The sequence below is a fragment of the Brevibacillus sp. DP1.3A genome, from assembly GCF_013284245.2.
Classification (GTDB): Bacteria; Bacillota; Bacilli; order Brevibacillales; family Brevibacillaceae; genus Brevibacillus.
The window spans coordinates 3,852,059-3,864,665 of sequence record NZ_CP085876.1 but is presented as its reverse complement, the minus strand read 5'-3'; the positions used below and the strand labels follow the sequence as shown (position 1 = coordinate 3,864,665).

Genomic DNA, 12,607 nt, shown 5'->3' with positions numbered 1-12,607 from the left:
AACATGTTGGCATCTATGCTTGACGATTCTTTTCATTATTGGAGGCCGGTCACAATTGGAACGTTATCCTTTTGCCTACGATCCGTCCCAGCCGTTCATCTCTCAGGTGAGTGATTGGGTAGCGGACGTTTTTTATGAAGTATTGCCTGAGGCTGGATTCGAGGTGCGTGATGAGCAAATCTACATGGCCTTTCAGCTTGAACGGGCTTTTATAGAAAAGCAAACGATTTTTGCAGAGGCGGGAGTAGGCACGGGAAAAACATTGGCTTACTTGCTGTACGCCATCTGCTATGCACGATATACGAGAAAGCCCGCCATCATTGCCTGTGCGAATGAGTCGCTGATTGAGCAGCTCGTAAAACCGGAAGGCGATATTGCCAAACTGGCTCGCCATCTCAACCTGACGATTGACGCGAGACTCGGAAAATCTCCGGACCAATATGTCTGTTTGCGCAAGCTGGATGAGGCGAGATTCCAACCTGAGACAGGGGAAGCTTTCCAGCATATTTATCAAGAGCTGCCATCATTTGTTCATACACATGAGGCCTTGCAGTCGTTTTACCCGTACGGGGATCGAAGCACCTATCCTGACCTGGATGACCAAGAATGGGCGCAGATGAACTGGGATACTTTTCAGGATTGCTTTGTGTGCGACAGACAGCACCGCTGTGGGCAGACTCTTTCCAGAAATCATTACCGGCAATCAGCCGATTTGATCATTTGCTCCCATGACTTCTATATGGAGCACGTGTGGACCTATGAGATCCGCAAGCGCGGAGGTCAGCTACCATTGCTGCCACCGCATAGCTCGGTCATTTTTGACGAGGGTCATCTGCTGGAGCCTGCTGCCCAAAAAGCACTGACGTACAAGCTGAATCACTCCGTGTTCGAAGAAACGATTACACGTGTATTGAAGGGTGAGATCAGGGAAGAGCTCGCTATTGCCATTGAAGAAGCCATTGCTCAGAGCGAGGAGATGTTCTCCCGATTGAACGAAGAGAGCAAGGCTGTGATGGGCTCCAACCGCAAAGAAATTCACTTTCATCCGGAACTCATTGCAACCATCCACCGTTTTACAAATCTCGTCAGTTGGATTGAAGAAGAGCTGGCGTTAGAGGGTGGTCTGTATACATTGGACGAGTTCCAGCTGCGAATTGTCGAAGAGCATCTGGAAATGATGCAGCTAGCACTGGGACTTTTCCAAGACCCCGATCACGTCATTTCCTGGATGAGTGAAGAGATTACAGGGCCAACCTTGGTCGTCATGCCAAAAAAGGTGCAGGAAGTACTGGAAGAGCGCGTATTCTCTCAAAAGATGCCGATTGTCTTTTCGTCAGCGACTCTATCAGTTGATGGAACATTCAAGTATGTGGCGGACAGCTTGGGCATTGAGCAATACCTGTCGTTCTCGGTGGCTTCTCCGTACGAGTACGACAAGCAAATGGAGGTTTACGTACCGACACTCTCTGCGACCGACTCATTTGCGGAAAAAATGAGCCAGGCTACCCAATTGCTACAAAAATCAGCGGGTAGTGCGCTGTTGTTGTTTTCCTCCATGGAGGAATTACAGCAATTCAAGGCGGCAATCAAAAACGAGCCTTCCTGTACGGATCTGCGATTCTTGTTTGAAGGAGATGCGGAAATCAGCCATCTGATCTCTCAGTTCCAAAACGACGAGAAAAGCAGTCTCTGTGCGGTGAGTCTGTGGGAAGGGCTAGATGTTCCGGGGCCATCGCTGTCCAATGTGATCATTTGGTCACTGCCATTCCCGCCGAATGATCCGGTGTTTACAGCAAAACGAAAAAGTGCAGCGAATCCTTTCGACGAGGTAGATATGCCTTACATGCTGCTGAGACTGCGTCAAGGCATCGGGCGTTTGATCCGTTCGAGAGAGGACAGCGGTTTGGTATCGATCTTGAGTCCGCAATTGAGCCAAAATGACCAGCTGAGACAGCAAGTTCAGGATGTTTTTCCGACTGGCGTAGAGTGGAAAACGTCTTTGAACGGTGTATTGGCGTAATAAAAAAGCAGGAGCCTGGGTGGCTTCCTGCTTTTTTTATGGTTATTCAGGCATGTTGCCGACAGTAGGGTCAACGACGAAATCTGGCTTGAAGCCTTCATATTTTACTTCGGATACCATTCCTTGGGCAGCATGGCCCAAATCGTGGCAGTGGAACATCCAGTCTCCTGGATTGTCAGCTTCAAAGGCGACTACATAAGATTCACCCGGCAAAATGTTCAGTGTATCTTTGACCAGAGGGGAGCCTGTGATAGGCTGTCCGTTTTTGCTTAATACTTGGAAGAAATGTCCGTGCAAATGCATCGGGTGGATATCTTTTGGTGATTTGTTCACCATCGTGACTTTGACCAGATTGCCTTTTTTGACGTTGAGTGGAGGGACATCCGGGAACGTTTTTCCATTGATGGTAAAGGCCATTCTTCCATCTGCCGTCTCTGTGTTCAAATCCATTTGATACGTGATGTCATACTTTTGCTCTAGTGTGAAGCTGCTTTTTGCCGCCTCGCCGTATTTGGTAATGTCTATCGTTGGCATGTCACCAGCTTCAGATTTGGCAGTTTTTGTTTCCGAGCCTTCGTAGACGATGGGTACGACAAGCGACTTGGCGCCTGGATTTGTGCTGCGCTCCTCTAATAACCATTTACCAGGATTGTTTGCGACAAATTCGAGATCATATCGTTCTCCTGGCCCTATATTGAGGAGCTGGCCTCCTACGAGGGGTGGATTATTGATGGGTTGCCCGTCTGTTGCTACGATTTTAAATTCATGACCTTGCAGGTTCAGCTTGTGGTTCAAGTATCCGGCATTGATCAGGCGGATTCTGACCTTCTCTCCTTCTTTAACAGATAGAGGCTGGATTGCCGGGCCTGTTTTTCCGTTCACTGAAAAGATCGTATACATCAACGGCATCATCTCAGCGTCACTCATAGGCATCTGCATACCGGCCATGTTGTGACCACCAGAGGACGAGCTATCGGAAGAAGGGGCGCTCGTGCCGTGGCTCATACCACTTCCGTGCATTTCCGCCATGCTATCGTCCTGCATCCATTCATCCAGAACGAGGGTAAAGTCCTTATCAGCTGGCTCGGGGGTAGTCGGTTCTACCACTAGTGAACCATACAAGCCTTTGTCTACCTGCTTGGCGCTGTTTTGATGCGAGTGGTACCAGTATGTCCCGGCAACGTCCACCTTGAATTTGTAGGTGAAGCTTTCGTTTGGTTTTACGGCATTTTGGGTCACGCCAGGGATTCCGTCCATGTTATTCGGGACGGGTAAGCCATGCCAGTGAATGGTGACCGGCTCGGGCAATTCGTTTTTCAACGTTACACTGATAGTTTCCCCTTGTTTGACACGAAGCTGTGGACCTGGAACGGTGCCATTGTACGTCCATGCGTTTTTCATGGTCTTGTCATCGAGGTGGAGCATATTTTCTTTTGCCGTAAGGGTAAATGTATTGCCTGTAAGCACCTCCATCGACGAGTCGCTGGATGCAGACATTTGTTGCGGTTGCGTTTCTGTTGTTGTTTGTGGGGAAGAACTCATGTTGTGTCCGTTATGATCCATCGTGTTATTGTCAGTGGCAGTGGAGCATGCGGATAACAGCAAAACGCCACCTAGAACCAAGGGATAAGCCCATGGGCGTATTTTCCGTTTGTTCATGTGCACTTTTCCTCCTTTGAGCTGTTGGAGAAAGCGTACCAAACGATTGTGTAGAAAACATGAAGACGGGATGTATGACACTTCTGTTACGCATTGTGCAAAAATGGGAAAGTAAGCGTGAACAAATGCTATAATGGAGTATCGTACATACAAGTAATCAGTAGAATCGGACAGGGATGGTGTTCACGTTTGGGTAACGTAGATTTTGCGAGCTTGCCTTGGCATGTTTTTTGGGTTGGAGTCGCTTACTTTTTGGTCACAGGAGTCTTTTTCTGTCTTGGATTTATGCGGTTGCTTTCCGAACGGGTGAAAAGTGGCATCGTATGCATGGTGATTGCGGTTGTCAGCGGTGGTTTTTTCTTGAATTATTTGTTTACTCATCATATTTAACTTGGGATAATCAAGTGAAAATCCTCGTCGGTGCTGGTAATCGATGGGGATTTTATTTTTGTCTTGTGTTTCCCGATTCGATTGGCGAAAATGGTAGTGATAGGGGAATGACCGTGGTTGATGTGCTTTACTTCGGGGGATACCGATTCCAAAGCAATTCCTCACAAATTGGAAGAGACGATACATACAAGCTTTTGGATTTGGCATTACATCAAGCAGAAACTTATTGGCTCAAAGGTTTATCAACTAATGACAATCAGGAATGTCAATACAACTCTCAAAAAATTAAAACGGATGCAGGCTATTGATCCGTAAATCTTTTGTGACAAGTAAACACGTTGCATTTTGCATCTGACAGTGGTGGTCTGCGATGATCTACATTCGTGAAGCTGATGGGGGAAAGTATACCAGCAGCTTCTTTTTTTGTCCCACGTTTTTACCGGGAAAAAACATGTTCAGAATGTAAACAGTTTGTAACGAGTTATCCCCCGAAACCGTCATATAATCAGGTTACAAACAACTATTCAGCAAGAGTCTAACGTAAGACAAGTACCGGGTAATTTCCTTGTGAGACCATCCAATATAAGGAAGGTGTGGTGCATATATAAGGGAGTAAGTGACCAGAAAACAACGAGATAGTGAGTAGTTCATCACATCCTGAATACGGGCAACGATGATGGGAAGAATTCATTTTCCATAAAGATAATGAACGAGACCAACCCCGTTTTCGCACGATTCCAGAAACAGGGGTTTTTGCATTCATAGAGCACGCAATTCCCGATGTGTAATGACTGCCCCCAACAACAAATGATGAAAACAGAACGGAAGTAAAAGGGGAGAATGCAGATGTTTTGCATGGCGAGCACGAAGAATCACCATAAAAAAATGAAAAGGACGATGGGTACGAAAAGAATCAATAATCAGAACGAATTAATCACTCGCCAACATGCAACGATAGGAGGCCACCAGCATGCCTGAATCGATCAAAGGCTCCAGCAGCCGATACATGGCTGGGATCGACGGGCTTCGTGCACTGGCGGTACTCGCAGTCATTATTTATCACTTGAATTACGACTGGGCACCTGGGGGATTGCTGGGTGTCGGTATTTTCTTCGTTTTATCGGGATATTTAATTACAGACTTATTAATTGCAGAATGGAATCGGAATGGCAGACTCGACATGAAAGACTTTTGGTTGCGCCGTGCCAGAAGATTGCTCCCAGCGCTTTTCCTCATGCTGTTTGTGGTAGTGGCAGGGGTGGCTATCTTTTCGCCAGACCAGTTGGATACCATCCGCGGAGATGTTGGAGCAGCCGTTCTGTACGTGAGTAACTGGTGGCTTGTTTTTCATGACGTTTCTTATTTTGAAAAATTCGGTCCACCTTCACCATTAGGTCATCTGTGGTCATTGGCAGTAGAAGAACAATTTTATGTCATTTGGCCGCTGGTACTCGCTCTGGGACTAGGCTTCCTGAAGCGCAGGGGGCCAATCATGATCATTACTTTGGCGCTGGCTGCACTATCCGCCATCTCCATGGCCGTTATGTATGAGCCAGGTCTTGATCCGAGTCGTGTTTATTACGGAACGGACACACGGGTATTCGGGTTGTTGATCGGTGCCGCACTCGCCATGATGTGGCCGAGTCGCTTGCTTACGACGAACATTTCACAAAAAGCGCGGATTACGCTTGATCTAAGCGGTCTCTTGAGCTTAGGGATTCTTTTGTACAGCATTTGGAACACGAATCAATATGATGATTATTTGTACGAGGGCGGGCTAGTCCTCTTGTCGGTTGTCAGTGCCGTGCTGGTCGCAGTACTCGCACATCCTGCAAGCAGCTTGGCAAAGTGGATGGGCTGCAAGCCATTGCGTTGGATCGGCGTTCGTTCTTACGGGATTTATTTGTGGCACTACCCTGTTATCGTTTGGACGAATCCGTTTTTAGCGGAAAGGGAGTGGATGGCGGTACCTGGAGCGGTTTTGCAGCTCCTCGCGAGCATTTTGCTGGCATCGTTGTCATGGAAATATCTCGAAGAGCCTATTCGCTACGGTGCCTTAGGCAGAATCTGGCATCGTTCCAATAAGGCCGGACAGAAAACAAAACGGTTAAACCGTGTATTGGCTACTGGTTGCGCGATTGCTCTTTGTGTCACGTATTATGGGATCGCTTCGCTCACGTCAGATGCGACCGCTGGAAATGTGACGCAGCCAACGCAGACGGTCACTGAGACAAAGGTCCCCGACAAGCCACATGGTCCTGAGGTGCCAATCGTAGAGAAGAAGCCGGAAACGGTTCAAAAACCAGCTACTCCACCTACAAAGCCGAAAAACGAGCAGAAGCCAAATAACAACGCACAAAAGCAGAAGCCTGTGGAGAAGCAGAAAGATTCGAATGCTTCCAAACAGCCTGACCAAAAACAGGAACCGCTAAAAGCGATAGGCTCCGGTAAAGGAATCACGGTGATTGGTGACTCTGTCATGCTTGATGTGGCTCCTCACCTGGAGAAGCTATTGCCAGGAATCGTCGTGGATGCCAAAATCGGAAGACAAATGTCGCAGGCTCCTGACTTGATTGCCCAGCTCAAGGCAAAAGGGCAATTGGGAAATCGCGTCGTGATTGAATTGGGCTCAAATGGCGCATTTAGTAAAGGGCAGCTCAATAAGCTGCTGCAATCGCTAGATGGCGTCGAGCAAATCATTCTCGTCAACTCTCGCGTACCTAAACCGTGGGAAAGCGTCGTGAATAAGATGCTGGCGGAAACTGCTGCAGCCCATCCGCATGTCGTTCTTGTGGATTGGTATACGGCAAGTGAAGGGCAAAGCTCTTACTTTTACAAAGACGGTGTTCACCCGAATAAGGAAGGCTCGCAAAAATACGCGGCACTCGTGGCGAGTGCAATCGCGCCGACGGAGCCAGAGAAGAAGCCGGAAGTGAAAGAGGAAGAGAAAGCGGCAGAGACGGCAGTAGAAGAGGCAGGGCAGATGGAAGGGGCACTAGAGGCAACTGAGGAACCCCCTTTGGAAGAAATGGTACAATAAAACAAGGGAAGACCAGTGAACCAACTCGTTCGCTGGTCTTTTTTATGTGACAGTGCGTACAACCAAACATAATTTCCATCAAACTATAGCAGATCAGCTCATGGACTTTTTTCGCACTCTCCTGTACGATAGCTAACGGAAGAATAATGCATCGGGTGAAAGAAGGAACATTCATGATTCGGTCGTACTTGCTGTTGCTTTTTTGTGTGACGCTGTGGGGCAGTAATTTTGTTTTTGGAAGCATGTTGGTCAAAGAGTTTCCTCCGCTATTTTTGGCAGATGTACGCTTGCTTTTCACATCTATGTTTCTGATCACTTACGCGTGGCTGACCAAAAAATTCGTAAAAATCACCGCTCGTGAGCTAGGACTTCTTGTATTGCTCGGATTGATTGGGACGCTGGCGAATCAAACGGCTTATTTCAACGGGCTCTTGACGACAGACGCGACAACGGCATCGTTGATTCTTTCCTTGGCGCCGATCGTCACCGCAGTGTTGGCCTCTTTGTTTTTGAAGGAGCAGTTTACCTTGCGTATGAAGATTGGGTCTGGCTTGGCTCTCTTGGGAACATTCTTCGTAGTCGGTATTGGGGCAGGACTCTCCATTTCCAAGGGAGTCTTTCTCATTGTGATTGCTATGGTCACATTCTCGTCTTCTATGATCATCATTCGCAAACTGACGCAAACTGTGCAGCCTTTTATTGCCACCGTGTACTCGACGACGGTTGGTACGTTGTTTTTGACTCCTGCGGCGCTGCTGACGATTGAGCCAGGGGCGCAGATCAGTCATGAAGTGTGGGCATGGGCGATGCTCATTTTGACCGCGATTCTCATGCAAGGAATCTGTGGAATCGTCTGGAATCAACAATTAAAAGTGGTAGGGACGGGCAAAGCAGCTATTTTTCTTAACTTGCAGCCCTTTGTAGCGATGCTGGTCGGGTTTTTACTGCTTGGTTCGCAGGTGACGTCGATTCAAGTGGGAGGCTCCTTGTTGATCGTCGTGGGTGTGATTGTTGCCAGTGTTCAAAAGAAACAATCTGTTCAGCCATCTAAATCGGTATAGAGCTTACGTGCTCATAAGAAAAGGACCTGTTGCGCAGGTCCTTTTTTGCATGGAAGGAATACGAATGGACGCTATACGAATTTGTACATCAGGACATCATCTGCGTATTCATTCTCAGCCAGCTTGAATTCTTTCACTTTTCGTCCTTCTTCCACAAATCCAAGGCTTTTGTATAAAGCAATCGCTCTCAGATTGTTGGAGAACACCCCTAAGCTCACTTTTTCAATGAGCGGATGTTGCTCAGCCCAAGCTAACAACTCCTTCAATAAAACCTTGCCGATGCCCTTATTTCTGTGAGCTTTCTGGATCATCATCGTGATCGAACCTGTATGAGACAAACGTTTGCGAGCCGGAGAAACGAACACGACCATGCCAGCCAATTCACCGTTTATTTCTGCTACGAACATGGTTCCCCTGTCATTGTCGATGATGTTTTGTATCCACTCAAGCTGCTGCTCCATGGTTTTGTCGAATTCTTCGGAAACAGCAATAAAATATTCCCCTTCATAAACCACATCACGCTGCAAAGATAAAATGGCTGCCGCATCCTCGATACGAACGAAGCGAATGGTCACTTGGTCGTCTGTATGTCTAGTCAATGATTTCACCCTTCCCAAAGAAAATCCCCTTCTTTCCATGGAACATGGCGCTCTGGAAAAAAAGGAAGCGCAAGCAGTCGAGAAAGGAGAGGAACATCCCCTGTTCGCAGGCTTACGCTTTGTTTATCCAATAAGGCCTACATTTTGAATGCTTTTCGTAATTGTGCCGACATCTCATCCAACGATTCTTGCGCTTGCTTGATGGAGGTATGGAATCCGATGAAGGAATGGATCAAGCCTTGTTCATTTCGATAGACGACATCGACATCGCTATCGCGTAGCTTGTCTGCATAATTTTTTCCGCCATCTCGCAAAGGGTCGTATTCGGCTGTAATCACCATGGCAGGAGGAAGACCAGTGAGATCGGTTCCGTTGATCGGATCAAGATATGGATTTTGGAGATCGGCAGGTGGTAGATAATGAGAGAGGAACCAATTCAGCAATTCCACATCCATCAAATAGCCACTCGCATTTTCCTGCATGGATGGATAGGGAGCGGTGTCCACAATTCCTACGGCTGGATAGATTAATAATTGAAAAACGATAGGCGGGCGCTGACGCTCTTTAGCCATGAGACTCACGACTGTGGCAAAATTACCTCCGGCGCTGTCTCCGCCTACTGCTATCCGCGATGGGTCAATCCCAAACTGATCAGCATGGTCAGAAATAAATAGGAGAGAATCATAGGCATCTTCCAATCCTGCAGGAAAAGGATGTTCAGGAGCGAGCCGATAATCGATAGAAATGACCACGCATTTTGCGTTATTTGCGAAGTTGCGACATACCGAGTCTACCGTTTCGAGATTGCCGATCACGAATCCGCCTCCATGATAGTACACGAGTGCAGGGAAGGGTGCATGTCCTTCTGGTGTGTATATGCGAATCGGAATAGAACGACCTTCTAAGGGAAGCGATAGATCCTCTACCTTTTTTACCTGTTCACGTTCCTCGCCTGAAGCTCGGTTTTGATCAGTCGCCATTCGCATAATCTGTGGTGTCAATTGGTTGAAATCAACATCATGGCGTGAACGGTTGAAGACGTCTAATATTTGTTGAATCTGCGGATGAACGGGCATGTGTATGACCCCCTATTCGTATAATATTTGGATAGCTTACATGAAAAAAGCGCAAGCAATGATCCACAAAAGAAGTTTTCTGGAAATCACAAGCTTACGCCTTTCTCATGGAGAAACAATTAAGTAGTTTGTGGGGAGGGGAGTATGCGATAAATCTTCCGTGGGCGCCCCCGGTTCGTTGGCGTTTCTTCCCCAATGAGCTCAATGATGTTGTGCTCTGCAAGATCACTTAAAATTCTTCGCGCATTGCGAGGGGTCATGCCCATCCATTCTGCGATCATCGAAGCGCTGATATATTTTTGCCCCAGCGCTTTTTGGACAGAAATGATTTTGTTAAACGTCGTAATGCTGACACCGGCTTTTTTCAGATTTTCGCTGATTTCTTTGTCCTGTGTCCAATATTCGTAGCTGATGCTGTTCGTTTGACGCAGTGGTCCTTCAATCGAACCGTCATGGTCAACGAGGATCACTGCATCCTTATGGTTTTTGGCGTGACCGAGAGCGAGCTGTGCATTGCGCTCTGCAGACAATGCTGTGACACCAAAACCGATTCCCATATTCGCATGCGAATGGGTGAGCAGCTTGATTTTTTCCAAAAGGAGCGTGGGATGAAATTCTGGGTTGTCTTCATACGATCCGCGGGTGGAAAAAATAATGAACTTGGAATTGCCGACCGCGACGAAGCTACCGGAAATCGACTCTGTGTAATCGAGTACGAGCTCTTGCAGCTTCAAGTCGAGGCGCCGTAGCTCGTACGCGTTTGCAGGTTCATTTACGAGCTTTTCCATGTCGGATACCTCAATCAATTGAACAGCAATTTGGGAGCGCTTGAAGTGGAGCGTTTCACCCTCTTGCAGAATTTGCTTGAAAATCTCTCGAAATATAAAGCGGGTGAAGCCCATTCGGTATACGCTGATTCCTTGTCGCTTTAATTCTTCGGTGACGAAAAGCGTTCCCGTGACACAAGCGTCTACCTTGCCTTCCTGGATAAGGCGGGTGTGATAGGCTACCAATTCAGATCTCTTTCTGAATTCTTTATATGGCTTTAGGTATGGATTCTCACAGTGCAGGCCCAATTCCTCTAAAGTCTCACGAAAATGCGCTTCCGAAATGGTATCGAAGCTCACGCGATCTAAAGAAAAACCATCGCGGTATACCAATTCGAGTAATGCTTTGGTCAGGACACTTGAATTGACTTGCGGATAAAAGGCTTTTTTCTTGCCAATATGCGCTTTTGCCATCGAGTAGGGGGCGACTCCAGAGAAGAACCAGATGTCTGTTTCCATATCATTTTCGGCTACATAGGCAGGTACTTGTTCCACTCCTTGATAAATGAAGGAGGTGAGCAGGATGTGATCGGAAAACTCACGTCCCACAGCTACCATTGCATCTACTGAATCTTTTGGACCGACTATGCTAACTTTTATCATCAAAATGTCCTCCAAAAAAGTTAAACTACGGGATAATCAATTCGTCAGGAAGGAGATCCATCCTTTTTTCGGCATTCTAGTATGCCAGTCTTTCTTATATAGATAGAATATAACCCATCAATTGGGCATGGGAGCTGTAGCGACCACGAAGTTTTAAATAGGGATGGTTTAGGGAAAATTTCCGTATTAATAGTTGTATATTTGACAACTTTCAGCAAATTCCTTTATGAATCGATGTAAAAAATAAAAAAATCAGAATTGACATTAAATAATTACGGCACTATATTGTTGAATTAAGGAATGTTTTAGGTCAATTTCCGTTAAAGGTTTCTCAAAAGGAGGGTACGTAGAATTTTCTTAATCTTTTTGCAAGTCTGGACTAGGGGGCTCTTATAAGATGTCACGTTATTTACTTAAAAGAATTCTGATGATGGTACTCACCTTGTGGATCATTGTAACGTTGACTTTTAGCCTGATGCATATGATTCCTGGTGATCCATTCGCGTCAGAGTCAGATCAGTTGCCCGAGCAAATTTTGCTGAATCTGCGTGCCAAATACAATCTAGATGAACCGCTGCCCATGCAGTATTTACTTTATCTAAAAAGTTTGGTCATGCTCGATTTAGGACCTTCTATTAAGTCGGAGACACGCGGTGTCAATGATATGATCAAAGATGGCTTCGGAGCATCTGCACTGATCGGTTTGCAAGCGATAGCGTTTGCCCTTTTTTTCGGACTTTTATTCGGAACAATTGCGGCATTAAACCGAAATACCTGGATTGATTATGCGGCAATGGTCCTGGCCGTATTAGGAATTGCTGTACCCAGCTTCATCATGGCACCATTGCTCATTAATTACTTGGCAATCAAATTGCCGTTATTCCCAGTAGCGACGCTTACCAGCTGGAAACACTCGGTTCTTCCTTCACTCGCACTTGCTTTTGGACCATTAGCCATCATTACACGCTATATGCGTACGAGCATGATCGACGTGATGAACCAGAATTACATACGGACTGCTGAGGCAAAAGGAATTCCGACTTTTCTGATAGTGATCAAGCATGGAATCCGTAACGCTATTTTGCCGATCGTCACGTTTATGGGACCGCTTATCGCGGGGTTGTTAACCGGAACGTTCGTCGTCGAAAAGATTTTTGCGGTACCAGGGATCGGCAAGTACTTCGTTGATGGCATTTTCAATCGAGATTATCCCGTTATTCTGGGAACGACAGTTTTCTACAGTGCCATCTTGGTGCTCATTATCTTCTTGATTGATCTGGCCTATATGTTCATCGATCCACGAATCAAACTATCGAGCAGGGGGAGGTAGCC

The 12,607-nt window shown here is 46.7% G+C and carries 10 protein-coding genes; 6 read left to right on the top strand and 4 right to left on the bottom strand.

Annotated elements, in window-relative coordinates:
• Window positions 1-55: 55 nt before the first annotated feature.
• On the top strand, window positions 56-2,020 hold the full coding sequence (locus tag HP399_RS17380; protein WP_173617786.1) for an ATP-dependent DNA helicase: 1,965 nt from the start codon (window positions 56-58) through the stop codon (window positions 2,018-2,020).
• Window positions 2,021-2,062: 42 nt separating this feature from the next.
• Here the strand turns inward: HP399_RS17380 and HP399_RS17375 are convergent, their stop codons facing one another.
• The gene (locus HP399_RS17375; protein ID WP_173617785.1) at window positions 2,063-3,679 is read right to left on the bottom strand and encodes a multicopper oxidase family protein; all 1,617 of its coding nucleotides are present in this window, start codon (window positions 3,677-3,679) and stop codon (window positions 2,063-2,065) included.
• Window positions 3,680-3,868: 189 nt separating this feature from the next.
• Between HP399_RS17375 and HP399_RS17370 the strand changes: the two genes are divergently transcribed.
• The 4 genes from HP399_RS17370 to HP399_RS17355 all read left to right on the top strand — a co-directional run bounded on the left by HP399_RS17370 (window position 3,869) and on the right by HP399_RS17355 (window position 8,170).
• The gene (locus tag HP399_RS17370; RefSeq protein WP_173617784.1) at window positions 3,869-4,069 is read left to right on the top strand and encodes a hypothetical protein; all 201 of its coding nucleotides are present in this window, start codon (window positions 3,869-3,871) and stop codon (window positions 4,067-4,069) included.
• A gap of 14 nt (window positions 4,070-4,083) precedes the next feature.
• Window positions 4,084-4,377 carry a hypothetical protein gene (locus HP399_RS17365; RefSeq protein WP_173617783.1) on the top strand — a complete coding sequence of 98 codons (294 nt, stop codon included), beginning with the start codon at window positions 4,084-4,086 and terminating at the stop codon, window positions 4,375-4,377.
• A gap of 662 nt (window positions 4,378-5,039) precedes the next feature.
• Entirely contained in the window at window positions 5,040-7,109 is a 2,070-nt protein-coding gene (locus tag HP399_RS17360; RefSeq protein ID WP_173617782.1) for an acyltransferase family protein, read from the top strand.
• Window positions 7,110-7,282: 173 nt separating this feature from the next.
• On the top strand, window positions 7,283-8,170 hold the full coding sequence (locus tag HP399_RS17355) for a DMT family transporter (protein ID WP_173617781.1): 888 nt from the start codon (window positions 7,283-7,285) through the stop codon (window positions 8,168-8,170).
• Between the two features lie 71 nt (window positions 8,171-8,241).
• Here the strand turns inward: HP399_RS17355 and HP399_RS17350 are convergent, their stop codons facing one another.
• The 3 genes from HP399_RS17350 to HP399_RS17340 all read right to left on the bottom strand — a co-directional run bounded on the left by HP399_RS17350 (window position 8,242) and on the right by HP399_RS17340 (window position 11,275).
• Window positions 8,242-8,769: a GNAT family N-acetyltransferase gene (locus HP399_RS17350; RefSeq protein WP_173617780.1), complete on the bottom strand. Its 528-nt coding sequence runs from the start codon at window positions 8,767-8,769 to the stop codon at window positions 8,242-8,244.
• A gap of 137 nt (window positions 8,770-8,906) precedes the next feature.
• Entirely contained in the window at window positions 8,907-9,845 is a 939-nt protein-coding gene (locus HP399_RS17345) for an alpha/beta hydrolase (protein ID WP_173617779.1), read from the bottom strand.
• A gap of 119 nt (window positions 9,846-9,964) precedes the next feature.
• Entirely contained in the window at window positions 9,965-11,275 is a 1,311-nt protein-coding gene (locus tag HP399_RS17340; protein WP_173617778.1) for a helix-turn-helix domain-containing protein, read from the bottom strand.
• A gap of 397 nt (window positions 11,276-11,672) precedes the next feature.
• On the opposite strand from HP399_RS17340, the gene HP399_RS17335 reads away from it, so the two are divergent.
• Window positions 11,673-12,605, top strand: coding sequence for an ABC transporter permease (locus HP399_RS17335; protein WP_007726455.1), 933 nt, complete (start codon window positions 11,673-11,675; stop codon window positions 12,603-12,605).
• Window positions 12,606-12,607: the final 2 nt, after the last annotated feature.

Bases quoted from the DNA above. Each gene is read 5' to 3' on its own strand.
- HP399_RS17340 (WP_173617778.1), bottom strand. From the start codon at position 11,275: ATGATAAAAGTTAGCATAGTCGGTCCAAAAGATTCAGTAGATGCAATG.
- HP399_RS17355 (WP_173617781.1), top strand. From the start codon at position 7,283: ATGATTCGGTCGTACTTGCTGTTGCTTTTTTGTGTGACGCTGTGGGGC.
- HP399_RS17375 (WP_173617785.1), bottom strand. From the start codon at position 3,679: ATGAACAAACGGAAAATACGCCCATGGGCTTATCCCTTGGTTCTAGGT.
- HP399_RS17345 (WP_173617779.1), bottom strand. From the start codon at position 9,845: ATGCCCGTTCATCCGCAGATTCAACAAATATTAGACGTCTTCAACCGT.
- HP399_RS17360 (WP_173617782.1), top strand. From the start codon at position 5,040: ATGCCTGAATCGATCAAAGGCTCCAGCAGCCGATACATGGCTGGGATC.
- HP399_RS17335 (WP_007726455.1), top strand. From the start codon at position 11,673: ATGTCACGTTATTTACTTAAAAGAATTCTGATGATGGTACTCACCTTG.